Raw genomic sequence first — 23,246 nt, 5'->3', positions numbered from 1 at the left:
TCGGAGACGATGCCGGAGAGCGTCTCTCCACCACCGCCGCCGCGATTGAGAAAGAGCTTCGCCCAGCCGTCGCTGCCACGCACCAGAAGCGTGTCGGAGGCCGCATCATAAACCTGCGCGCCGCGCTCGCTGACGGGATAGGGCCAGGTCTCGTCGAGCACCACGGCACCGGTCGCGGTGTCGAGCTGGATGAGCCGCGTGCTGCGCATCAGCGTCCAGCGCTGCCCGGTGAGCCGGCTTTGCCCGAAGAACGGCCCCTCGTAATTGATCTGGTGTGGCACGACCGTCTTCCAGACGAGGCCGGTGTCGCTGCGCCATTTGAGCGTGTAGATCGCGCCGGCCGAGCTGCCATTTGCCACGCGCGCCTGGAAGAGGACGCTGTCATCGGTGACATCGTAGATCAGGCCCCCGGCGGTGTCCCAGAAGCCTGTCGCGCCGGGCTCGAGATCCGTCGGAGCAAAGCTGGCTATCTTTTCGAAGGTGACGCCGAGGCTTTGCCCGGAGACGCTGTCGTAGCGCGCGGTGGCCGCGACGCGGAGGCGGTAGAGCCCGAGGCTGGAGTGATTGATCCCCCGGCCGCTGGCCAGCACCCAGCCCTCGCCGAACCCTTCGCCGACAGCGCCGGCTATGACGCCGCGCACACGCGACTCCGCCACGCCCTGACCGGCGCCCCAGACATAGGCCATGGTGTCGGCGCGCAGCAGGCCGACATCATCGAAAAGCGAACCGGTCAGCAGGAAATCGACCCGCCCGGTGGGGCCATAGGCCGACACCATCCCCATCCAGGTCGTGGCGACAAAGCGCGTCGTGGCATTGGTCAGCCCGTTGCTCCGGCTCCCGAACCGCGTGACTTCCTTGAGCGCATTCGGCTCGACCCTCAATATCGGGCGCGAGTTGCCCGTCCCCGCGGTGAGGTAGAGATGGCCGTCCTCGCCGCAAAAGAGCGTGCGGGGGAAGTTGTTCGGCGCGACGGCCGTGATATCCGTCATCCGCGCCTGGCGGTCTTCTTTCATGGTGCGCAGGCTGAAGCGGCGGATCCCGGCGGCCGCGGCATCGCTGCTCGACGACAGGAAATACCCGTAGCCGCGGCGCCAGTCGACCGCCAGCTCGTCGATCTGGTAGGAGCCGAGAGACGCGCCCTCGCCAGTCGTGATGAAGTCGATGCTCTGCCAGGGCTGCTGCGCCGCCCGCTGGTAGGTGATCTCCGCCGTGATGTTGGGGATGCGGTTGCCGAAGTCCGCGAGCGCCAGGTCCTCGAAGACGATGGTGGCAAGACCCCGATGGGCGGGCGCACGGCCCGCGCCGACATGCGTCTCGATCAGCGGGTCGGCCAGCTGATCCTCCGCGCCGGAATGGAACCGGAACCTGAGATCGGGCCTCGCGACATCGGGGCTTGCGCCGGTCTTGTCGTAGATGAGTTTGCCGTCCGCCCAGATCCGAAGCACGTCCCCGGCCGGCCCTTCGCCGAAGGCGAGCGCGAAGGACGAGAAATAGGAATAGGTGACCGAGGTCTGGGTGGCGCCGCCGCCGCCCTTGCCGCCCGAGCGGGTCCGGGTGACGTTCTTCTGCTCGGCGATGCCGGCGGTCCAGATCATGTTGCCGGCCATGCGCAAGGTGCCGTAGCCGGTGGCGATCGATGCGCCATAGGCCGACGAGGACACGGTCAGGTCGCCGAGGCGCGGTCCCTCGGTGGTGACGTTTTGGCCCCTGACGGGAAACAGGAGGTTGCCCGCGACAGAGCCGACGAGCCAGCCGGCTTGCCAGCCGAGGCCGACCGCGGAGCCGAGTGCGGCGCCGCCTGCTGCAACGAGAATGGCCATGCGAGATCAGGTTCCGGGGTGGCGAAAGCGGAAGGCGAACTTGACCTTGCGGGGCCACTCGCCGGCATAGGGTTCCTCGATCACCTGCCGGCGCGTGGCGTGCGCATGCAGCAGATGCGGCCGCCCGAGCCGTTCCGTCAGAAAGCCGCAATGGCAGGGACAGGCCTGATCGGCAAAGACCAGCACATCGCCGGGCCGAGAGTCCGTGATGGCGACGCCGTCCATGTGCGCGCGAAAGTGGTCGACAAAGTTCTGTCCCTGCGCGCGGCGCCCGTAGGCGGTGTGATCATAATCGGAAAGCCGCAACGCCCGGGCGACCACCACCACCAACCCGACGCAATCGAGGCCCCGGATGCTGCGCCCCTGGTGCCGCCAGGGGGTGCCCAGCCATGTTCGCGCCTCGGCGACGATCGCCTCAGGGGTGACGGTCTCCGGAGTGGCGGTCACAGGGGTAACGCTCTGAGGAGGAATAATCTCATCGTGCATCGGGATATCGCATCATGACATCCTGGCCGGGCACGTAAGGCTCGCCGCGGAAGTTCAGGACGTTCGCGAAGCGGTCGATGCAGGTGTCGAGCCGCTTGTCGCAGCCGGGATGGATGCGGAACATGTCGCCCGCGGCAATCGCGTAGCCCATGGGCAGGAACAGTTCGACGTGGCCGGTGGTCTGCCCCCAGCCCTTCACCTCGATGGCGCGCCCGGCATTGGCACCGGTCTCCCAGGTCAGCACACCGCCCGCGAACCAGTCGTCGGTGGCGCGGGGCTCATCGAGTTCGGCGGTAAAGACGGCGCGATCGGTGACCTCGGTCACAACGCCTGACCGGGTCCAGGCCTCCTCGGCCTCGAACACGGCGTCGCCATCGAGGGTCTGCGCGCCCACGCTTGTGTCGAACGCGGGCTGCGTCGCGGCGGTCGTGCCTGCACTCACGCAGCGATAGACGCGGTTCTCGTAATCCGCCGCGGTCGGGATCGCGGCGGTGGTGTCGGTGATCACCGCCGTGACCGCATCGAAGGCCGCGTTGGCTTGGCTGCCGGCCGCAAGCTGGTGCAGCAGCCGGATCCGCAGGACGCGCGTGCCCGCCGGCAGCTGCGCCTGATCGACACCCCTCTGCGCCCAGCTGTCCTCGGGGAGGATGGCCTCGAAGTCGGTATCAAGCAGTGTGGCGAGTAGGCTGCCCGCGCCGTCAAAGGCCTCGAGGACAACCCGGCCCAGATCATCGGGGAAGGAGTTCGCCCGGCTTACCGAGGCATCCAGCCGGTAGGCGTCTGCGTCGATCTGCAGTGGATCCAGTCCCGATGCGACGAGGTCGAGTGTTTGGGTCACCTCACCGGATGCGGAACTTCCGCCCTCCAGGTAGTAGCTGCCAGCCGCAGGCGCCAGGCTGCCATTGCCCGCGTCATGCACGTCCCAGTCGCCGGACACCTTCGTCCATCCTGTCGGCGTGAAGCCGGACCCGCCGCCGGCGCCATCCGCCTCGAAGCTGCCATTGACGATCGGAAGCAGGAAACTGACCGGCGTGCCGGTCGTGCGCACGCGCACCACGTCGCCGACATTGTACGCCGTCGACCGGGCGATCTCGGACGGCGCGACCGGCACCTTGCAGCGGTGATCTCCGAGATCGGCGCGGCATTCGGGGCTGTAAAGCTCGCCGATGCGTTGCTGCAGCGCTTGCGTCATGCCCCGCAGCTCGGTCCGGAATATGTCCTGCTCGCTCAGCACGACCTCTCCGAACCAGCCGCGCCGCATCCGCAGAGCGCCCATGGCCGGATCCGCCCAGTTGACGATGAAGATCCGCACCTCCGCCTGATCGAAGAGACCCGCGCGGAGCTCTTCCTCGGTGATCGCCGCGCTGTCGAAGACGCCCTCGACGTCGAGATTGTCGACGCTGAGGCTCGCGTCGCCCGCGATGGCCGTGCGCGAATAGCCGGAACTCGCCCTGTAGAGATTGCCCTCGAACGCCAGATCGCGGTCGTGGTCGGTGAAGAAGAACTCCCTGCCGTCGATGCGCGAGATACGCCAGCAGGTGGCGAGCGTCGTCACCGGCCCGGCGAGGTGGGCTGCGAGCGCTGTCGAGGTCGACTTCATGGGCGGATCAGCGCCCCGCGCAGGACGACCAGCGCCGTGGCAAGCCCGCGGACCGAGAGCGCGGCGGCGGCAAGCCCGGCGACCCAGCGGCCGGCCAGGAAGGCGGCAAAACTCCCTGCGATACTGGCCAGCCGTCCGAGGTTGGCGAAGAGCCCCTGGATGGCCTGCCCGAGCGGGCCGGTGGTGCGCGCAACCGCCGCCATGGCCTCGGCGACCGCTTCCAGCGCGGGGGCGGCCGCGACGGCCAGCTGGTTCGAAAGCCCGCGCCAGACCAGCCCGAGGCGCGAGATGGCGTCATTGGTCCGCTCGATCCGGGCGGCGTCCTGTTCAGACACCACGACGCCAAAATCCCGCACGTCCTCCGTCGCCTGGCGCAGCGTGGCGCTATCGATCCGCGACATGGCGATGGAGCCTTCCTCGCCAAACAGCTGGCCCGCGACGGCGGCGCGCTCCGCGGCCGGCACAAAGTCTTCAATGGCGGCGTTGATCGCACCGACGCGCTGGTCCAGCGGCAGTGCGATCAGCTCGGTGGCCGAAAGCCCCAGCCGGTCCAGCGCGTCGGCGGCGGGGCCTGTCCCGGCGGCCGCCTGGCTGAGGCGGCGCGTCAGGTCCTTCGTAGCCTGCTCGATGCCGGACATCGCCACGCCGGCCAGTTCGCCCGCGCGCTCCAGCGTCTGGATCGACGCGACGGTGGTGCCCAGCGATTGCGCGAGCTTGGCCTGCGCATCCACCGTCTGCAGACCGGAGCGCACCATGGCCACGCCCGCCGCCGTGGCGGCCGCGACAGCGGCTGCCGAGGCCACCCGCACCCGGCGCGCAAAGCCGGCCAGTCGCCGGTTCGCCGCCTCCATTTCCTGGCTGAGCCGCCTGAAGCCGCGCTTGCCGGCCTCGCCCACGCCCTCCAGCTCGGCGCGCACCTGCCGGCCGCCCGTCGCCGCGAGGCGGACGCTGACCCGTTTCTCAGCCATGGGACTGTTCCATCTGTTCGTTGAGTTTGGCCACCATCACCGCTTCGATGCCGGGCAGCAGCTCGGCCATGGCCAGCGGTGGGACACCGAGGGCTGTCCCGAGAGACAGCGCGGCGGACATGTCCCAGCCGATCACCGCACCGGGCAGCACGCGCAGCTGGCCGCCGAGACGGCCGACAAGGTCCCAGACCTGCGTGCCCTCGAACGTCAGCGGCTGGTTTAGGACCGCGGGGCAGTCCTGGCACGCTTGTGGGTAGGCTTCGCTGGGTTCGCAGCCCTCGCAGTATCGATCGCCCCCGCCGAAGGACCACTCGGCGAGGGCGCGGAGGCGTTTTTTTCCTGCTCCAGCAGCAGGCCTTTGGAGACATAGGTCAGCTGGAAGGTCTCGAAGATCGGCCAGACGTCGAGGAGAGCGTCGATGGCCTCGGGGCTGGGCTCGATGGGATTACCGTCCGTTTCGCCGACACCCTCCCAGTCTAGCACAGCCCGGCGCGCGAGCGCCTTGGCGAAGGCGACGGCGCGTTCCTCGTCGGTGGCGTCCTCGGGGACCGCCTCCACAGCCGGATCGCTGCGGGTGGCAACCATTAGCGCGGTGGTCAGCGGACGAAGTTGGACCCGGACGCCGGGGGCAAGGTCATGCCATCGTGGCGCGTTCGTCAGGTCGAGCGTCAGCATTAGTAGGTCTCCACATTATTCACGAGGGTGGTGGTGCACATCCGGCTGACGACGCTGTCGCGGGCGGCCTGCCAGTCGAAGGTCGCCTGCACGCCCTGCGGGCCGGAAATCTCGATGCGCGGGCGCGGCAGGTAGACGGCATGCGCGGTCAGAGAAAGGCTTTCTCCGGAGGGTAACGTATAGCCGAACTCAAGCTCGCAGGGATCGCCATTGATCGCCTGGTTGACCAGCACCTGGTCGGCGAAGCGCACCTCGACCCGGCCCGTCAGCGCGGCGATGCTCGGGTCCGCCCCGTCGATGCGGCCATCCGGCCGGATGGTTTCCACCCGATCGAGATTGTTGGCATAGGTGATCTCGGCCGAGACGATGTTGCCGAGGGACGATCCGTTCCGCGTGATCGCGCCGTTGAAATGGCCGAAGCGCTGCAGGTCCAGCTCGGCCAGTGTGCCGGCGGCAGACGCCGTGGCGGTGCTTTCGCCCTGTGCCACAAGGCTCGCGTTCGCCGTCAGCAGCCCCGAGCGCTGCATCTGCCAGCTGAGCGTGTCCAGCACGCAGCCGGAATACATCGCATAACGCGGCACCTCCGGCATGCCGGTCTCGATCGACATGCTGGGCAGCGTCCAGGACCCCGACTGGAACTCGTGTGTCCAGGGGCCGGTGCCGGTGGTGGCAGGCTGACCGAAGGCCGCCTTCAGCCAGAAACCGAACGCCTGCGTGTCGATCGGCACGACCACATCGCCGTCCGAGGTTACCGCGTCCTTGATCGGCGCCAGCGGATCGCGGCCGTAGCCGAGCAATTCCGAGTTGAGCAGCGGCTGCTCCGCGCCGAGCGACGTGCTGGCGAAGGGCATGCGGGTGAAACCGCCCGCGGGCGGCGTTCCATAGGTCGTCTCGAACGCAAGCGCCATCTGCGCCCGCGCCCCCTGCGCTCGTGCCATGCTGTTCTCCTCGGATTGTCGGGTGGATCAGCCAAGCGGATCGGCCGTGGAATAGTGAAGAACGATCGGGAGTGAGGCGGATAAGACGACAGTCCAGTGGACGGTCGTCCCGCCGAACGCGGCCTTCAGGCTGGCCGCAGATTCACCCAAGCGGGTCGTCAGTTGAGTAATGCAAGACGACCGGAACAACTGCCGCCTTCAGGCTTGCCGCGCCCTCGACGGGCAGATCGACCGGGCGCGGCGCTTCGGCCTCGACCCAGTCGCAGAGGCCGTCCAGCGTGCGGTCGGAGGCGAGCGCCGCGCCGATGCTGGCGGTCAGCGTGTCGAAGGCGGCATCAAGGTCGGCGCCTTGCACCACTGCCTCGATTTCGGCTTGGTGCTGGTAGTGATAGCGCAGAGGCGACAGTGTGACTTCGGGCTCCCCTGGTTCGCCGTCACGCAGGATCAGCAGGCCCTCGGCCGGGACACGCTCGGGTAGGACCTCGCCACGCAGCACCGTGGCAACCGCGTATGCGGAAAGCTGTGCCGTCAGCGCCGACAGGATCGTCTCGCGGGTCGAGGGCATGGGTGGATCCTTTGCTGGGTGAATGGTTGTTGCATCCTCGACACCCCGCTGACCAAGCCCGGGTGGCGCGTCAAAGCGTTTTTCGAGGGGTAGGAAAAAGGTGTCATGCTATAACTGCATGCGCGGATAATCGTTCGGAGGCGTGTTCAGAAACTGGAATTGATCCCGAGGAACATGTCGACCGATTCCTGCTCGTAAAACGCGACATTCGAATCTGTCTGGGAAAACTCGACATGCCAGGACGGCGTGAAGCCCATGTATTCGATGTTCTCGAAAGAGGCTGAAATACCAAGCTTTCCGCGCAGATCACGTCGCCCCGATGGCTGAAAGCCATCGGCTGGATAGCGGCGCTGTTCCAGACCGACGCTTGACGAGAAGCGAACGCCGAAAATCGGCTCGGCCATCCTGTAGATCAACTGCGCGCGCAGGGCGGTATTCTGGATATAAGCAGCATCTGCCTCGGTCCGTCTGACCGAGCCCAAGAAAATGAGCCGGGCACCGGTCTTCAGGTGATGCCGGATTTCTCCCTGCAGACCATAGCTGAAGACCGACCGAGCCGCGCTGTCTTGCCGCCACTGCTTCTGAGTGCTGAGGGTCACCCGGAGGCCGGTCGAGGGGCGCAACTGAAAGCTTTGGGACAGGCGCAAACGGGCGTAATCACTCAACTTCTCGCCACCGTACCATGTCAACCCGACCGCGCCGGCAACTTCATAAACGGAATTGCCCTCGGCACGTGCGAACCGATGAAGTGCGCCGACTTCGACCCTTTGAAAGTTGAAATCGCTGCCGCTCGCATCTGGAGCCTGCCGTTGCGCCTCACTTGACAGGCGATAGCTCCGGGTTTCCAGTTCAGTTGTCAGGGCTGTCTCGCTTCGCTCCGACTGAGCAATGCGGTAGCGCAGATCAGCGTCAACCGCGAGTTCGGTTCCAGATAGCGCACGCGACGTTCCCAGAAGCCGGAACGGCAGGCCGAATAACTCGATTTCTTCGGTGCTGCTGCCATCGTTGATATTCGACGATGATCTGACGCCGATCCTGAACTGGAGCCTCAGTGGATTGACGCGTCTGACATGTTTGAAGTTGCGCTCGGCAATGCGCCGGGCTTCGGTATCGGGAGCGGCCTGCGCAGCTCGTCGCAGCCACCATTGCGACCGCGTATACGCGTCGCGGTGAAAATCCGACCTGCCAACCAGCATCGCAGACTCGAATGCTTGCTGGTCTGTTTTTGACGCAGAATAAGCTGAACGCGCGACGTTGCGCGCTTCGTTATAGTTTCCAAGATGCTGCAGTGCCGCAGCCATGAGCACCAGCGCATCCGGATCTTGTGCGTGCCGATCAATCAGCGCGCGTGCTAGCGCTAGAGCGATCTCGGGTTTTCCGGCTGCCAGGACCTCGCGCCCCAACAGAACCGATTGTTCGGCGTCGAGTTCGAAACTTGCATCCTTTGCGTCAGCTTCACGTGCGCCTAGGCAGACGGTGATCAGGCAGAGCAGGGTCAGCAGGGCATAGGTCAACCGATGACGTGCAGGCTTTATTGGTGTCAAACTGCTGGCTCATTCCACCCGGGCGATGAAGGCGCCACGCTCCAACTCATCACCTTCCCTGATGATGACAACGCCCGCGGATGCGGCGGCATCGTCCCCTGCGATCATGCCGTCATATGCTCCGACATCCACTTTGTTGACGGCTGCAACCCCGGTGAAATTGCCTTCGATGTCTATACTCGTGAATTGCATTACAACGTCGTCATATTGGACGTTTCGGACTTCTTCTTCCACCTCTACGGTCTGATCCAGGCTACGTCGATCTCGGATAACGCCTTCAACGCTCGGTATCCGGTCCGCGAAGTCAAGGTCAAGTTGAACGCGCCCCTCCACCCGATGCAGGAACGAATCCGTCATATCACCGCCGTCATTACTCCCGACATTGCGAATGCCAGCGTAATCTCCGACATGCCGGACCTGAACATTGCGCGGCAGCTCTGGAATATCGGCGCGCGTAAGCACGGTACCGCCGAACTCACGGTCCAGCCGAACAGGGGTTCCGACTACACCGGCAGAAACGCCATGGGTCCCATCCGTGCGCACGAGGGCCAGATAGCGCCGTGCCCCGCCTTCATTCTCGAAAGCCGCAAACCCGCGCACGTCCCTTTCCGACACTCGGTTGAACCGACCGGCAACGTCAAAAGGCTCGCCTTGCACGATCAGAGTGTCTGAATCCGGATCGTAGGAGATTGATTCAATATCACCGCTGTACCGTTCATCTGCTATCGGTATGCTTTCGATTTCGCCGCTGCCTGCAAATCGGTTCGGGTCAGTTTCTCCCGAATCGTCCACGCCGCAGGCCGAAAGGCCTGTGCACACGCACGCGACAACCATCTTTTTCATTTTCATTGAACCTTGCACGTCCTTGACTGTGTCTGCCTGTTTACCAATTCCTACCTTGAAATCCCTGTTACAAGATAGTCGATGGAGCTTCACATGATTGCTTGTGCGACATTCACACAACAGGGGTGATCTTGCCAATTATCTCTTGAGCACTTGCTACCGCTGCGCTGCTTATTGCGCAACTGTTCTGAACAGCAGGCTCAGGGCTATCGCACCTCCACCCAGTTCGCCACGATCAGCCCCGGAAGGCTGGCTTGCGCCCGCGCGGCATCTCGATCCAGATCCAGCCGCTTGGGCAACTTCACCTGCGGGACTAGCAAGAAGATCGGCACCGTGGCGCGACCGCGTCCAGTCTTCGAGCGCGACTCGACGCCTAGCCCCCGGTTGTTCAGACGCCCGTCGGCCACGAGCAGGCTCGGTCCGGAGCGCCGATAGACAAAGCGCAAGCGCAGACCGCGGCGGCGCTCCCATTCGCCAGGGGTGATTCTGCCGCCCCGGCGTCCGCGCCCGGCGGCGGGCAACGGGATCGTCAGCCAGAAGCCGGTCTTCGAGCGGATCAGCGGGCCGGTGTCGTGCGCGCTGACGATGTCCGGCGCATTCGACCAGACCAACGCAGCGGCGTTCAGGCTGGGCTGGCCTTTCGGGTATTGCGCTGACCGGATGGTGCGGGACAAGCGCTGGCCGAGTCCCGCGCCGGTGATCTGCGCGCGCCAGGCGGTCTTTAGACTGGTCCCGGCCTCGCGCGTGGCGGTGGTGACGGCCTTTTCGCCCGCCTTGATCTCCGCGGCCATGATGGCGACCAGATCCGGGGTGACGTCGAGTTTGACCTTCATGCCGGCCTCAGATCCACGGTCCAGACCAGCCGCTCACGATCGCGGACGGGCTCGCCTTGGATGAGAAACGCCTCGGCGTCGATCTCGATCCGGTCACCGGGCCGGGGTTGGGGCACCTCGACCACGCGCAGATCGACACGCGTGGTCTCCGACCAGAGGCGCGCGTCGCCAAACTCGGTGATGTCATCCGCGCGGCGGGTCACCACGCGGACAAGGGTCGGCGCACCGCCCTCGGGCGTGTAGACGGCCTCGCGCCCGACATTGCCATCGGCGAACAGCGCGTCGAGCGCCAAGGCGACGGCCGTCATCAGGTCCGCCGTGCGCTGCGCAGCACCTGCGGGCGGGTGCAGATCGGCAGCGGGTTGCTCTCGATCTCCAGCCGCACCCATTCGTCGCGGTCGCGATCCGGGATCATGCGCGCATAAAGCGGCAGGCCGACGGTATTGACCGTCTCGAAGGTGTCGGCGGGGGCGTAGTAGATCTCGAACAGCCCCTCGACGCCCTCGGGGTAGAAATACGCCTTGTCGGTCGGCACGCCGAAGCCCAGCCCGCCCCGGTAGCGGCGGAAGGTGATGCCGCCGAAGCTGACCTCCTCGCCCACGCGGCCGCGCAGATCGGCCGCCGCGGCGGTGTTCAGGTACGTCTCGCGCACCTCCTTGTGGGCCACGAGATCGGCGAAGAAGGCCGAGCCGCATTCGGCGCGCAGCTGCACCTGACCGGCGGCCAGCCCGCCAAGCGTGTCCTCGACGCTCTCGATCATTGCCTGACAGCGCTTGCGCAGCGCGCCCGAGCCCGGGGTCGCATTGTCGAGATCGAAGTCGATCTCGGCGGCCGGGGTGATGCCGAACTCGGCGTGGTAGTCGATGACGGTGGCGCCGTCCTTCGGGTCCTTGACCACCCCTGGATGCCGTTGAAGAGGTGAAACTCGAAGGTGGCCTCGGCATCGTTGCGCAGGCGGCCCAGCTTACGTGCCACTTCCGTCTGCACCTGCTGGACCGCCGTCTCCGAGCCGAAGTCGCGGATCGCCTGGATTTCCGAGGCCCAGAGCACGTCCTGCTTCTTGAACTGGCGACAGACGAAGGCGCGCGTGTCGCGGCGCTCGGGGATCTGGCTCTCATAAGCCGAGCCGCGTTCCGAGAACGGGATTAGCGACAGCGTGCCGTCGCGGCTCTCGATCATAACGGTGCGCGAGCGCACGCCGCGACTGCCAAAGAGGTCAGCGCCGGAAAGGATCGCGGGCTTGTAGGGGATGTTCTCGAGCGCGCGGGTGAGCTCGATGATGGAGAAGGCATCGCCTTCAAAGATGTCCATGGTGGCCATGGGAATGTCCTTTCAGTTTCGGGATCAGCGCAGAAGGATACCGAGCGCGGCCAGCGCCGTCGTGGCGGTGGTGATCTGGGTCTCGGTGGCACCCTCGGGGAAGGTGATCTCGTGGCGGTTGACGATGGCGGGGCCGCGCACCAGCACCACGGCATGGGCATCGCTGTCGGTGGCGTCGACCGCGCCCCAGAGGAGGCCGGCGGCGTTCTGGCTGCCGTTGGTGGCAGCGGGCGCAAGGCCCGTGTATTTGCCACCCGAGGTGATCCTGCCGAGCACCGTGCCGGGGGCGAGCTTGCCGGCGCCCGACGCCATGGTGACGGTGTCGCGGGTGAAGTCGCGCAGCACTTCCCAGGTGAGAAAGCCGCCGGCGTGTTGGTCTTCGGTGAGCGTGGCCATGGGGAATTATCCTTTGAGCTTGAAGGCCCGGGCGATGACATCGCCCCAGGGCCGTGTGGTCTCGCTGCGCCCGGGTTGCGGGTGATGCGGGTTGATCTGCGGCGCGGCCTCGGCGCGCGCGTCCAGCAGGCTGGCGCGCACGGCGTCGAGGCTGGCGTCCTCCTCGAGAAACCGCCCGGCCATCTGCGGCTGGCTGGCAAGGCGGCAGAGATCGACGACGGCGCGCGCATGCGCGATGGCCTCGGCGCGGATCGCGGTGGCGTCGGGTTGCTCCGCAGCATTGTTGGCGTCTGCAACAATGCTGCCGGGATCAGTCTCGGCCGCGGGGAGGTTGTCACCTGCGCCATCCGCCCCTTCGCTTCCGGGCTGTGGCGCGGGCTCGGTCGGCGACGCAACATCGTCATTGCCTCCAACGATGTCTGCCCCTATCGCTGCGTCTTCGTCCGGCGCGACGGCTTCGACCGCTTCCACCAGTTCGGGCGGCGCGTTGCGGAACCGGCCGATGTCGAAGGCAGCGGCGATGCGCACCGGCTCGGCCAGCCGCGTGGCAAGACCCGCCTCCAGCGCCTCGGCGGCGTCGAACCATGTCTCGGCCGCGAGGAATGCGGCGATCTCCGCCTCGGGCTTGCCGGATCTGGCCGCGTAGCCGCGCAGCATGCTGGCCCCGATCTTGTCCAGCGTCCCGGCCATGTCGCGCATGTCCGAAGCCGTGCCCATGACTAGCCCGCTTGGGTCATGGATCATCAGGAAGGCGTTTTCCGGCATGACGATCTCGTCGCCCGCCATGGCCACATAGGAGGCTGCCGAGGCCGCGATGCCGTCGATCCAGACGGTGACCGCGCCGGCATGCCGGCTCAGCGCGTTGTGGATGGCGACGGCATCGAAGACCGAGCCGCCGGGGCTGTTGAGACGCAGATCGATCGGCGCGTCATCGGGCAGCGCGCCCAGCTCGGCCAGAAATCCCTTGGCCGAAACGCCATAGGCGCCGATCTCGTCATAGATCAGCACCTCCGCGCCGCTGTCCCGCGCGCGGATCGTGTACCAGCTGTTCATGATGTCACTCCTGATTGGTGGCGGGGTCGGTCGCGGCCGCGTCCTCGCCATTGTTGCCACCGGCGCCGTCACCGGGACCCGGCCGCGTGGCCGGCGTCGCGCGCGCGCCCTGCGTCTCGCCCGGGCTGGTGCGGTAGCGCAGGCCGAGGCCCTCGGCGCGCGCGGTGTCCACCGCGTTCTCGCGGTCGACCTCCTCGACGTCGTAGCCCGTGGCCTCGACCACCTTGCGCCGCGAGGTGATCCCCGCCTCCATGGCCAGCACCTGCGCCTGGATATCCTTCAGCGGGTCGACCCAGTCCCAGCGAGGCGGGATCCACTGCACCATGCGCGCGGCCGCCGGATCCGCGAGGTCCAACCGACCGGCCAGCTGCGCGGTCTCCAGCCACCGCCGCCAGACGGGGCGGCAGAGCTGATGCGCGATCACCCCGTGCTGCAGCTGCTGCACGCGGCGGCGGAACTCGACCAGTTCGGCCCGCAGGCTGGAATAGTTGGCCTGGCGCACATCGCCGGTGACCAGATGATAGGGCAGCCCCAGCGAGGCCGAGACCGCCAGCAGCGTGCGGTACTGGAACGCCTCGTAGCCGCCGCCCACATCCGCGGGGCTCGAGAACTTCACATCCTCGCCGGGCAGCAGCACCTGCATCGTGCCGGGCTCGAGGCTGGCGATGGCGGCGCCATCCAGATCGGCCTCGTCCTCGCCCATCATCGGGTCTTCCGGCGCGGTCTTGGTGATGAACCCTGCGAACATCGCCGCGGTCTTCTTGCGGTCCAGTTCTGCGTCGTCATATTGATCGAGCAGGAACAGCCGCACCATGGCCGGGGCCACATGCGGCAGCCCGCGGATCTGCCCCGCATCGAGCGGGCGATAGATATGCAGCACATCCTCGGCCGGCACGCGCACGGTCTCCGGCACCGCGACACGCTGATCGGTGCTGTCGCCCGGATGGTTGCGGCGAAAGTGATAGGCCACGCGCCGCCCGATCGCATCGAACTCGACCCCGCAGCGGATGCGGTTGCCATTGGCGGCGGTGCCGGTCTTCTCGAAAGGCAGCATTTCCGATTGCAGCAGCTGCATCTGCAGCGGCACCAGCAGCCCGTCCTCGGCCCGGCGTGGGCGCATCCGCACGAAGCACTCGCCGGCGACGAACATCTCGCGCGCCACCATGGCCTGCAGCCCGTAGAAGTCGGTCAGCCCGTCGGCATCGGCCTCGTCCGTCCAGGCCAGCCAGAGCTGCTGGACGCGGTCGCGCAGGTCACCATCCTCGATCAGCGACGAGGGCTTGATCCCGTCGCCCACCACGTTCGCCGCAAAGGCCTCGCAGGAATTGGCCGCGTAGCCGTTGGTGACGATCAGTTCCCGCGCGCGGGCGAGCAGTTTCGGGCCGCCCGAGGCCACCAGCGTGTTGATGTTCTCCAGCGGCGGATTCCAGCCCCGCAGCCGGCGTTTGGACATGGCCCCTTCGAGGCGCGCGCGTGCGCCAGCCGGGCCACCCCGCGCGGGACGACGAAACCTGTCGAACAGCCCCATGGATCACAGCCCCTTCGTGGTGGTCACGCGCACATGGCGCACGATGCGCCGCCCCTCGAGGGCCGCGATCTCGCGGTCCAGCGCCTCGATCGCCCGGTCGATCTCCGCCACGCTGCGATACTCCACGGTCTTGCCGTCATAGCTGACGCGGGCCACGCCCGAGGATCGCTGCGCCGAGAGCGCGTCGCGGCGAGCGCGAAGCTCGGTGATTGTCGGCATTGATCACCTCATGTAATTCGAGCGCATCGTCCGCCGCCGCGCTGATGGGCGCGAGGGTGTGACCGCTGGCGTGTCCTCCGATCCATCCGGTTCCACGGCCAGCGACCGCTCCAGATCCTGCCAGCGCGCCTCCGACCAGCGATCCGAGCCCGCGATCCAGGCGGCCGCCCGGGCATAGACCCGACAGTCCAGCGCCTCGTTGCGCTCGCGCAGTTTCTGCCATTCGAGCTTCGAGAATCCGCGCTTGCCCTTCACGGTGACCAGCTGTTCCGCCGTCAGCTGCTTGAGCCATTCGCCGTCGGCCCATGTCGGCAGATGCACCGTTCCAGCCGGAAACGCGGCGCCGGCCGTGATCTCCTCTTGTGTCGGCCGGTCCTGCCGCAGGAAGCGGTAGGTCTCCGCCTTGAAGGTTGAGGTCGCCACCGACCACAGCCGTGCGCCGCGGCGCAGTCGGCGGCCAGCCACGGTGGCGTCGACATAGGTCGGGCCCGTCACCGGGCTCGCGCGGTTGAAGCCCTCAAGCCCTTTCACGGGGGCGACCTGCGTGAATCCGACCTGCCGCGCCCAGCCATAGACGGCGCTGGTCTCGTAGCCGGTGTCGATGGCCAGCTTGGCGATGGTCAGGTGCTGGCCGGAGGCATGCGCCCATGTCCGGCCCAGCAGGTCCGTCAGTGTCTGCCAGCAGGCCGGATCGCCGGGACCACCCTCGATGACGACGTGATCGACCAGCCAACTTTCGAGCCCGCGGCCCCAGGCCCAGACATCGATCTCGATCCGGTCCTTCTGCACATCCGCGCCCGCGGTGAGGAACAGCCCGCCAGCCGGCACGGTGCCCGCTTTCCACTCTTCGCGCCGCTCCGCCAGCCGCTGCCAGTCCGGCGCTTCGCCGGTCTCGAACCAGGTCTCGCCGAGAATGGTGTTGCGGAAGGCCCGCATCGCCTCGTCATTGCCCTGTGCCGCCTCCCAGGCCCGCGCGATCCGCGCCCATGAAAGCCAGCCGATCGGCGAGTAGAGCGCCGAGAGGTGATAGCCCACCGTGTGCGGGTCTTCCGACTCTGCCGTTGCGCGCCAGTCGCCCTCCGCCAGCATCTGGGTCTTGTGATGCTGGGCAATGGGCGCGTCGCAGCCCTCGCAGTGGTATTCTGCGGTGTCCGGCTGGCCCTTCTGCCATCGTAGCCGTTCGAACCGCAGCCATTGCACATGCCCGCAATGCGGGCATGGCACATGATAGCGGCGCTGGTCGCTGGCCTCGAACTCGCGCTCGATGCGGCTCAGCCCGCGGATCGTGGGCGTCGAGATTAGCAGCGCCTTGCGGCGATGCGCGAAGGTCAGCGACCGCGCCTCGGCCAGGCTGACCGGATCGCCTTCTTCGTCGGCCGAGGCCGGATAGGCGTCGACCTCGTCGAGAAACAGGTACCGCGCCGGGGTCGAGCGCAGCCCGACCGCCGAATTGGCCCCGGTCATGATCAAGATGCCGCCTGCGAACTCCTTCGAGAGCATCGTGTTGCCCGCGTCGCGCGAGCGCGCGGGCTTGATCCGCTCCCGCAGCTCCGGGCTTTCCTCGATCAGCGGATCGATCCGCTGGCGCGAGTTGCGCTTGGCCAGTTCCACCGTCGGCTGGACCGCGAGCATCGGCCCCGGCGCGTGATGCATCACGAAGCCGATGAAGCAGTTCCCGGCTTCCGTCGCGCCCACCTGCGCGGCCTTCATGAACACCACCCGCTGCACCGGGCTGACCGGCGACAGCGCATCCATGATCTCGCGCATGTAGGGCGTGCGCGCGGTCTTGTAGCGCCCGGGTTCGGCGCTCGCGCGCGACGACAGCCAGCGATGGCGATCAGCCCATTGCGACACGGTCAGGTCCGGGTCGGGGCGAAGGCCCCGCGACCAGGCGCGCAGCAGGTCGTTGGCACCGTCGAACCCCGCGACATCGTCATCCAAGGCCGCTGCGGATCTCGGCGAGACTGTCGAGCTGGGCGCGGACATGGGCTTCCAGAACCTTTTGCATCACCGCTGCCTCCACCGTGATCCCCACGCCGAGGGTGGCCGCCAGTTCCGAGGCCATGAGCGCGGCCACCCGCGCGGGCCAGGTCACCCAGGCATCGCGTTCCTCGCGCGCCAGCCGAAAGATCAGCGTTTCCGCGCGCGCCTTGTCGACCAGGTCGCCTTTCAGCTTTTGCAGCCGGATGCGGCGTTCCTGCGCCTTGAGCACCTCGTTCGCGGTCTTGGCCTGCAGGAAGGTCGTGCTGCCGCCGACGGCCGGCGCGGCCATTCCCTGCTCCTTGAGCGTGTCTCCAACCGCGGAGACGGCGGCCTCGGGCACCGGCTTCAGCTTTGCCTTTGCGGCCGTGGTTGCCTTGGGAGCCGCACGGGATTTCGAAGGGTCGGTCGTCTCCGCCCGACGGGTGTCGGATGCTTCGGGATCAATGCTGCCATCGGCAAAGAGTATCAGCCGCCCCGCATCCTTGGCCTTCTGGATCGCCCCGCGCGACAGGCCCACGCGCGCGGCATACTGGCGTTCGCTCAGGCCCTGCATGGCTCACTCCGCGCGGCATAAAGCAATGGTATTGCTGCGATTTCCGTTGATTGTGTTCCGCCCCGGAGCGAACGTCGATCCACAAGCACGATGCAACTCACCACTCGGAGCCACACCATGACCAACCTCAACCCGATCACCACCCCGCGCCACCAACTGCGCGCCGAGAAGGCCAAGCGGAACCGCGAAGCCGCCCTGAACGCCTTCATCGCAAAGAAGGCCGAAATCGACGAACAACTCGCCCGCCTGCAGGCGCTCAGCGACGACCACTTCAACTGCTATCCCGACGAGGTGGGCTGGGCCATGGTCGGCACGCTCGAGCACTACAACGGGCTGCTCAAGCGCATCACCGACAGCGCCTTCGGCGAGGGCGAATACGCCGGGTAACCCCTTCGGACCCTGACCAAGGACGGCCCGCCACCATGGCGGGCTTCACCCGGTAGAAGCTCCTGCATGTCGCACGAGCCGAAACCGGAGACCATCCATGACCCAGATCCAGCTGTCCGACGCCCAGTCCGTCATCCTGTCCACCGCCTGCGCGCGCGACGACGGGGCCGTGTTCCCCGTCACCACCACCCTCAAGGGCGGCGCGGTCGGCAATGTCTGCAAAAGCCTGCTGAAACGCGGGCTGATCGAGGAAATCGAAGCGACCGACCTCAACACTGTCTGGCGGCATGACGAAGAGCGCGGGCCCATCAACCTGCGCGCGACGCCGCTGGCCTACAGCACCCTCGGGATCATCGACGCGCCCGACGCGCAGGACGACGACCAGCCGGAGCCCGAGGCCACACCGCAGCCCGTGCGCCGCCGCAGCAGAACCAAGCAGGAGGCGCTGATCGCGATGCTCCGTGCCGAGGGCGGCGCGACCATCGACGAGATCGTGGCGGCCCTCGAATGGCAACCACACACCGCTAGGGGTGCGATGTCCGGCGCGCTCAAAAAGAAGCTTGGCCTGACGATCGCCTCCGAGAAGGTCGAGGGCAGAGGTCGGGCGTACAAGATCGCAGAGGGCTGAACGAACACGCCCAAAACCCGACCAAGCCGCCGTCCTGCCGGGCGGCGGCTACGCACTCCACGGTGGCAGTTGATCGACGCGAAGGGCGCACTGCGAACGGGCGGCGATGCTTTCGCATGCTACGAGTTCAGCACACCGGTCACAGCCCTTTCTCGACGGTAGCGTCATGAGCATATGCTGCCGCAGAATTTCCCACGACGGGTGCGGAGCGGTGTGAGTTTCAGGTACCACATCACACATGTAACTTTGATTCGCAGCGGCCATTCAAAACGGTCCCCGCAGTAGCCGCAAAGGGCTGTCAGCTTTTCCACCAGCATGTGACGGCAAGAGACGACCCATTTGTCGTTCTGCTCCAGCATGATGGCGCTGACTGCGACGTCCACGGGAGCACGAAATCACGATTATCCACGCGTATCCAAAAGGACGGCAGAGTCTGGCATTTCGCGCGTTGGTAAAAGACTGCGGAGGTCCACCACTTGCATAACGGTCGGGTCATCCTGATGTATCGTTATCAAGAAGGAGACTGTTCTGGTCCGACGATCAGGCTGTTTTCACGATCAGTCTATATCCAAACCTGTCGCGAGGCTGGCCCTCTTCCGATCTGGGAACAATATCTCCCGGCACCTTGGGAAACTATGAAGGGAGGCCTACGCCAGCCGTGCCGCAAACTCGACAGAAAAGAAAGATACGCACAGTGAAAGACTTACTAACGATTTCTTATCGAAGCAGGGAAAAGTTGATCGATCCGGCGCAAGATGTGTTCACCATCGTTGCTGAAAGTCAGCCAAAGAACAAGGCGAACGACATCACAGGAGTCCTGCTTTTCGACGGCAAGTTTTTCATGCAAACCATCGAGGGCCCGCCGGCAGAAACCAATGACCTCTTTGCGAGCATTGCCGAGGATGACAGGCACGAGAATGTCGAGCCATTCGGAATACAGGACATCGAAGAGCGGGATTTCCCCGATTGGCACATGGAGCTGCTCGAACCCAATGAAACCGCCAGGATTGTACCGGATATGAAGAAGTTCAAGTATTCTTATCTACGGTTGCGTGAAATACAGGCCGCGGCGACAGAGGTAGCAAGCGTTAAACGCGCCAAGCGCAGGTATCATTGACGATACGCCACCCCGGTAACCAGCCGGTGCCGACATTTCGCTGAACATCAAGAGAGCCACCTCTCCACCAGTTCAGCACGATCAGGCCCGGCACACTGTCGTCTGCCCGCTCGGTATCGCGCAACAGACCCAATCCCTTCGGCAGCTTGACCCGCGGAACCTGCAGATAGATAGGCAAAGCGGCGGCTCGCGGCGTTCCAGTCGCCCATGGCAACGCAGACAGCCCACACCTGGCGTTCGCCAAAAGCCCGGATCTGGGCATCTCGCCGAGGCGGTGTTTATTTTTTAAGCTATGCAAGGAGTGTCATGCTGCATTGCAGCAAAAGTCCTTTCCTACCGTGCATTTTCAGGTTACTTCACGGATAGGGATATCGATAGCTCCTCCTCCTCCCTGAGCTTTTCGATCCAAGGCGGTGACGCTCTCCTCCTCCCTGCGTCACCGCCGCCCTTTCCCAAAGAAAGCAATGAGTTGTCGGACTTCCGTGGTACGTCAGAGCGGCTGAATAGTCTTGCGTCACCGACCCAGCCTCATCGCAGGCGACGTGCCTCGAAAAGCCGCCTCAGCGCGTAGGACCGCGCGAGGCTGACCAGCGTAAAGACGAGCCCAATCTTCAGATTCTGCGCCAGTGTGACGTGCAGGCCGAAAATCGGAAAGATCAGGGTTTGCGTCAACACAGCGATGCCGTAGCCCGCGACAACATTCGTGACCGCTTCGATCATCGACATCTTGCGGCTCTGGCTCATCGCGCTCCCTCCGGCAGGCTTTCCAGAAACGCCGTCACGAATTCCGCCGCGAGCGGCGGCACGATCGCATTGCCGTAGCCCCGCAGGAGCCCCATGCGGCCGGGTATCCCATCAACCAGCGGGAATGTTCCGGGTTCAACGGGCCGCCAGCGGCCATCGCGGCAGAGGAACCAGTCCGGATCTCGCCAGACGCCGTCCGTCGCATTGGTCCCGGCGGGGTCGGCGCCTTCGACCAGTCGACCAGCTTCACCGTCCTGCGGCTCGCATCGGTGTTTCCGGCCGCGTTGTAACTGTCCGTTGCCGGCGAGCCGGCCATCGCCGTCGACCAGCCCGCCAGCCAGACCTGTCGGCCGAGCAGCGCATTGATCGGCACCGCCCGGCATTCCGATCCGTCCTTGTGATCCCGCGCCGAGGCCGTCGCCCAGCCTGCCTGCGGAAGAGTCGAGGGCGACGGCGCCGAAGAACAGCCGCTGGCGGATATGCGGTGCGCCGATGCCCGCAGCCGGCAGATCGGCCGCCGCGACGGCGTAAGATGCCGCTTCCAGGTCAGCGGCCAGAGCGTCGAACCACGCCCAGTCAGCCGGGTCCTCAATTGCCGTGCAAGTCGCTCCGCCAACGCGTCCGAGCACTGTCGCGCTCGCGACCTGCTCGCCGAACACGAAGTCCGGTCGGCAAGCGGCGACGAGGCGCAGGAAGGCTGGCGCGAGATGGCGGTCATCGTTCTGTCCCTTGCGCTGCCCGGCCTGGCTGAACGGCTGGCAGGGTGGCGAACCGGTCCAGACGGGCAGATCCTCGGCCACGCCCGCGAGGCGCAGCGCGTAGGGCCAGCCGCCGATCCCTGCGAAAAAATGACATTGCGTGAAGTCGCGCAGGTCCTGCGGCTCGACCTCGACGATGGAGCGCGCGTCCACCTCGCCTGCGGGCAGCAGCCCGGCCGCGATCAGCTCCCGTAGCCATGCGCAGGCCGCGGGATCGGCATCGTTGTAATAGACGGCCATCAGGCAGCGGCTTCGGCCTTGTCGCCCAGCCGTTCCTCCTTCACCTCGGCGAAGGTCCGGCCATCGCCATCGAGGATTGCGTCCCCGCCTGTCTCCGCCTGCCAGCGCTCCACGGCGACATCGACATAGGCGGGGCTGATCTCCATCGCGAAGACGCGGCGGCCATTGGCTTCGCCCGCCATGATCTGAGAGCCGGACCCGGCGAACGGCTCGTAGCAGACACCGCCGCGCGCAACGTGCTGGCGCATCGGGATGCCGAACGCGTCGAGCGGTTTCGGCGTCGGGTGGTCGGGCCGCTCGTCCTTCGTGAAGCTGGGCATCTCCCATGTCGAGGGTAGCGTCTGCTCGGCCACCTTCGGCGGGCGGTTCGGGCGGCGCCAGCCCATGAAGCAGGGCTCGTGCTTCCAGAGGTAATGCGACCGGGTGAGAACCCCGCGGTCCTTCACCCAGATGATCTGCTGATGCACGAAGGCCCCGGCTTTTTCCCAGCAGGCCTCCAGCATCGCCTGGCGGCGCGACGCGTGCCAGCAATACCACGCGGCATCCTCGGTGATCGCCTCGGCGACAGCGGCGGAAATGAACCCGTCGTAGAGCTCCGCGCCCTGCGAACTGTCGTCCCAGGTATTGCCGTAGGACTGCGACCAGTCCTTGTTGCGTGTGGGATGGTTCGAGCCGTCGTAATCCACCAGATACGGCGGATCGGTCGCGAACAGCACCGCGCGCTCGCCGTTCATCAGGCGGCGGACGTCTTCGTGGCTGGTGCTGTCGCCGCAGAGCAGCCGGTGGTCGCCGAGGATCCACAGATCGCCGGAGCGCGAGGCCGGGTTGCGCGGTGGTTCGGGGATGGTCACCGGGGGCACGGAGCCCCCGGCGCCACCCTCTTCTTCACCACCCGCCTCCGGATCGAACGCCAGCAGCTTGTCGAGTTCGCCGTCGGAGAAGCCGACCAGCGACAGGTCGTAGTCGTCGGCCAGCAGCTCCTGCAGCTCGGCCGAGAGGAGCAGTTCATCCCACTCCGCCCAGTTCGTCGACTGGTTGGCCAGCAGACGGAACGCCTTGATCTGCGTCTCTGACAACTCGTCGGCGAGGACCACCGGCACGGTGTCGAGACCGAGCAGCCGGGCCGCCTTCAGCCGCAGGTGCCCGTCGACCACCAGCCCGTCGCTGCGCGCGACGATCGGGATGCGGAAGCCGAATTCCACGATGGCCTGCGCCATCCGGTCGACCACATCGTCGTTCTTGCGCGGGTTGCGCTCGTATTCGACGAGGCGGCCGATGGGCCATTGTTCAAGCTGCAGCGCGTTGGTCGGCATGGGCGGAACTCTTGAGCAGGTGCAGGGTCACCGTCCGGCGCGCATGGATGCTGCAGAACAGGACGAGCTTGGTGACGGGCAGCGGCGGGTCGACCGCCTCGACATCGTGGAACACGCTCTCCACGCGCTTGTGGCAGGCGCGGCAGAGCGGGATCAGGTTGGTCGGCGTGTTGTCTCGCGTGAGGCGGAACGGGATGATGTGGTGCACCTGAAGGTGCCTGGTCCTTCCGCAGAAGGCGCAGAAAGGCGTCTGCCGGAGCGCAGCCTTGCGGATCGTTTTCCATCGCGAGCCGCGCCCGCGGATCCGCGGCGTCCGGCACAGATGGCGCTCGTAGCAGGACCGCGAGCAAAACCGCCCGCTGGAGTTCGTGCGATCCGACAGGACCGACCTGGCGATGCGAAACGAGCCCCCGCAGGTCGCGCATGTTCGCTCGACCGATTTGGCGGCACGTAGGCAGCCGAGGCTGCAGTACTTCTGCCGGTTGCTCGGTGATGATACAAAGCTGCATCGGCAATGCTGGCAGGTTTCGTAGTTCGGCTTGACTGTTGGTCTCCCAAACCGTTCCGCTGCAGAGGCACGGCTCGAGCAGCTGCGGCATCGCTGTGCCGCATTATCGGCTCTCACCTGCTCGATCTTTCCACACTCGATACAGGATCGTACGTAAGCGCCAGCTGGGCCCCACGGGCTTTTCAGCTTGACGTCTGGAAGTTCCAAGGGAGGAGTTCGTCGATCCG

The 23,246-nt window shown here is 66.1% G+C and carries 23 protein-coding genes and 3 pseudogenes; 3 read left to right on the top strand and 23 right to left on the bottom strand.

The window, feature by feature from the left end; all coding sequences use genetic code 11:
* The 19 genes and pseudogenes from ACROSR_RS17495 to ACROSR_RS17400 form a co-directional block, all read right to left on the bottom strand.
* Nucleotides 1–1,820 (bottom strand): annotated as a pseudogene (locus ACROSR_RS17495) (hypothetical protein); the annotation flags it as partial.
* A 6-nt stretch (nucleotides 1,821–1,826) separates the two neighbouring features.
* Nucleotides 1,827–2,267 carry a C40 family peptidase gene (locus ACROSR_RS17490; protein ID WP_432687184.1) on the bottom strand — a complete coding sequence of 147 codons (441 nt, stop codon included), beginning with the start codon at nucleotides 2,265–2,267 and terminating at the stop codon, nucleotides 1,827–1,829.
* Nucleotides 2,268–2,295: 28 nt separating this feature from the next.
* Complete coding sequence (locus ACROSR_RS17485; protein ID WP_432687183.1) at nucleotides 2,296–3,906, bottom strand: baseplate hub domain-containing protein; 1,611 nt, start codon at nucleotides 3,904–3,906, stop codon at nucleotides 2,296–2,298.
* Between the two features lie 2 nt (nucleotides 3,907–3,908).
* Nucleotides 3,909–4,874: pseudogene (locus ACROSR_RS17480) on the bottom strand (phage tail tape measure protein); the annotation flags it as partial.
* Nucleotides 4,867–5,025 (bottom strand): DUF7697 family protein, encoded by a 159-nt coding sequence (locus tag ACROSR_RS17475; RefSeq protein ID WP_432687182.1) that lies wholly within the window; start codon nucleotides 5,023–5,025, stop codon nucleotides 4,867–4,869. The gene ACROSR_RS17475 and the pseudogene ACROSR_RS17480, both read right to left, overlap by 8 nt.
* 68 nt (nucleotides 5,026–5,093) lie before the next feature.
* Nucleotides 5,094–5,549 carry a phage-derived protein YdaY family protein gene (locus ACROSR_RS17470; protein ID WP_432687181.1) on the bottom strand — a complete coding sequence of 152 codons (456 nt, stop codon included), beginning with the start codon at nucleotides 5,547–5,549 and terminating at the stop codon, nucleotides 5,094–5,096.
* A complete protein-coding gene (locus tag ACROSR_RS17465; protein ID WP_432687180.1) occupies nucleotides 5,549–6,487 on the bottom strand; it encodes a phage tail tube protein in 939 nt (312 codons plus the stop codon). Before ACROSR_RS17465 ends, ACROSR_RS17470 begins: the two co-directional genes overlap by 1 nt.
* Before the next feature lie 142 nt (nucleotides 6,488–6,629).
* Nucleotides 6,630–7,052 (bottom strand): acyl-CoA transferase, encoded by a 423-nt coding sequence (locus tag ACROSR_RS17460; RefSeq protein ID WP_432687179.1) that lies wholly within the window; start codon nucleotides 7,050–7,052, stop codon nucleotides 6,630–6,632.
* 146 nt (nucleotides 7,053–7,198) lie between these two features.
* Nucleotides 7,199–8,566, bottom strand: a complete 1,368-nt coding sequence (locus ACROSR_RS17455; protein ID WP_432687178.1) for a tetratricopeptide repeat protein — start codon at nucleotides 8,564–8,566, stop codon at nucleotides 7,199–7,201.
* 39 nt (nucleotides 8,567–8,605) lie between these two features.
* Nucleotides 8,606–9,439, bottom strand: coding sequence for a hypothetical protein (locus ACROSR_RS17450; RefSeq protein WP_432687177.1), 834 nt, complete (start codon nucleotides 9,437–9,439; stop codon nucleotides 8,606–8,608).
* 206 nt (nucleotides 9,440–9,645) lie between these two features.
* Nucleotides 9,646–10,272 carry a DUF6441 family protein gene (locus ACROSR_RS17445; protein ID WP_432687176.1) on the bottom strand — a complete coding sequence of 209 codons (627 nt, stop codon included), beginning with the start codon at nucleotides 10,270–10,272 and terminating at the stop codon, nucleotides 9,646–9,648.
* Nucleotides 10,269–10,580: a head-tail joining protein gene (locus ACROSR_RS17440; protein ID WP_432687175.1), complete on the bottom strand. Its 312-nt coding sequence runs from the start codon at nucleotides 10,578–10,580 to the stop codon at nucleotides 10,269–10,271. The genes ACROSR_RS17445 and ACROSR_RS17440 overlap by 4 nt, the downstream gene beginning before the upstream one ends.
* Nucleotides 10,580–11,583, bottom strand: a pseudogene (locus ACROSR_RS20510) (major capsid protein). The gene ACROSR_RS17440 and the pseudogene ACROSR_RS20510 overlap by 1 nt, the downstream one beginning before the upstream one ends.
* Before the next feature lie 33 nt (nucleotides 11,584–11,616).
* The gene (locus ACROSR_RS17425; RefSeq protein ID WP_432687173.1) at nucleotides 11,617–11,988 is read right to left on the bottom strand and encodes a head decoration protein; all 372 of its coding nucleotides are present in this window, start codon (nucleotides 11,986–11,988) and stop codon (nucleotides 11,617–11,619) included.
* Nucleotides 11,989–11,994: 6 nt separating this feature from the next.
* Nucleotides 11,995–13,041, bottom strand: coding sequence for a head maturation protease, ClpP-related (locus ACROSR_RS17420; RefSeq protein WP_432687172.1), 1,047 nt, complete (start codon nucleotides 13,039–13,041; stop codon nucleotides 11,995–11,997).
* A 4-nt stretch (nucleotides 13,042–13,045) separates the two neighbouring features.
* Nucleotides 13,046–14,569 (bottom strand): phage portal protein, encoded by a 1,524-nt coding sequence (locus tag ACROSR_RS17415; protein WP_432687171.1) that lies wholly within the window; start codon nucleotides 14,567–14,569, stop codon nucleotides 13,046–13,048.
* Nucleotides 14,570–14,572: 3 nt separating this feature from the next.
* Nucleotides 14,573–14,788 (bottom strand): phage head-tail joining protein, encoded by a 216-nt coding sequence (locus tag ACROSR_RS17410; protein ID WP_432687170.1) that lies wholly within the window; start codon nucleotides 14,786–14,788, stop codon nucleotides 14,573–14,575.
* 3 nt (nucleotides 14,789–14,791) lie between these two features.
* Nucleotides 14,792–16,774 (bottom strand): phage terminase large subunit family protein, encoded by a 1,983-nt coding sequence (locus tag ACROSR_RS17405; RefSeq protein WP_432687169.1) that lies wholly within the window; start codon nucleotides 16,772–16,774, stop codon nucleotides 14,792–14,794.
* Entirely contained in the window at nucleotides 16,722–17,324 is a 603-nt protein-coding gene (locus tag ACROSR_RS17400; RefSeq protein ID WP_432687168.1) for a hypothetical protein, read from the bottom strand. The genes ACROSR_RS17405 and ACROSR_RS17400 overlap by 53 nt, the downstream gene beginning before the upstream one ends.
* A gap of 117 nt (nucleotides 17,325–17,441) precedes the next feature.
* On the opposite strand from ACROSR_RS17400, the gene ACROSR_RS17395 reads away from it, so the two are divergent.
* The 3 genes from ACROSR_RS17395 (at nucleotide 17,442) to ACROSR_RS17385 (ending at nucleotide 19,456) form a co-directional block, all read left to right on the top strand.
* Nucleotides 17,442–17,711: a hypothetical protein gene (locus tag ACROSR_RS17395; RefSeq protein ID WP_432687167.1), complete on the top strand. Its 270-nt coding sequence runs from the start codon at nucleotides 17,442–17,444 to the stop codon at nucleotides 17,709–17,711.
* 97 nt (nucleotides 17,712–17,808) lie between these two features.
* Nucleotides 17,809–18,339 carry a DUF3489 domain-containing protein gene (locus ACROSR_RS17390; protein WP_432687166.1) on the top strand — a complete coding sequence of 177 codons (531 nt, stop codon included), beginning with the start codon at nucleotides 17,809–17,811 and terminating at the stop codon, nucleotides 18,337–18,339.
* 694 nt (nucleotides 18,340–19,033) lie between these two features.
* The gene (locus ACROSR_RS17385; protein WP_432687165.1) at nucleotides 19,034–19,456 is read left to right on the top strand and encodes a BLUF domain-containing protein; all 423 of its coding nucleotides are present in this window, start codon (nucleotides 19,034–19,036) and stop codon (nucleotides 19,454–19,456) included.
* A gap of 528 nt (nucleotides 19,457–19,984) precedes the next feature.
* Here the strand turns inward: ACROSR_RS17385 and ACROSR_RS17380 are convergent.
* The 4 genes from ACROSR_RS17380 to ACROSR_RS17365 are packed head-to-tail and all read right to left on the bottom strand — an operon-like array spanning nucleotide 19,985 to nucleotide 23,136.
* Nucleotides 19,985–20,200, bottom strand: coding sequence for a DUF7220 family protein (locus tag ACROSR_RS17380; RefSeq protein ID WP_432687164.1), 216 nt, complete (start codon nucleotides 20,198–20,200; stop codon nucleotides 19,985–19,987).
* Nucleotides 20,197–21,198, bottom strand: coding sequence for a DNA cytosine methyltransferase (locus ACROSR_RS17375; RefSeq protein ID WP_432687163.1), 1,002 nt, complete (start codon nucleotides 21,196–21,198; stop codon nucleotides 20,197–20,199). Before ACROSR_RS17375 ends, ACROSR_RS17380 begins: the two co-directional genes overlap by 4 nt.
* Entirely contained in the window at nucleotides 21,198–22,511 is a 1,314-nt protein-coding gene (locus tag ACROSR_RS17370; RefSeq protein WP_432687162.1) for a DNA modification methylase, read from the bottom strand. The genes ACROSR_RS17375 and ACROSR_RS17370 overlap by 1 nt, the downstream gene beginning before the upstream one ends.
* Nucleotides 22,486–23,136: an HNH endonuclease gene (locus tag ACROSR_RS17365; RefSeq protein WP_432687185.1), complete on the bottom strand. Its 651-nt coding sequence runs from the start codon at nucleotides 23,134–23,136 to the stop codon at nucleotides 22,486–22,488. The genes ACROSR_RS17370 and ACROSR_RS17365 overlap by 26 nt, the downstream gene beginning before the upstream one ends.
* Nucleotides 23,137–23,246: the final 110 nt, after the last annotated feature.

The organism is Roseovarius tibetensis, from assembly GCF_050896375.1.
Lineage (GTDB): Bacteria > Pseudomonadota > Alphaproteobacteria > Rhodobacterales > Rhodobacteraceae > Roseovarius > Roseovarius tibetensis.
Note: the sequence above shows the minus strand (reverse complement) of the source record. Positions and strands in the feature narration are given on the sequence as shown.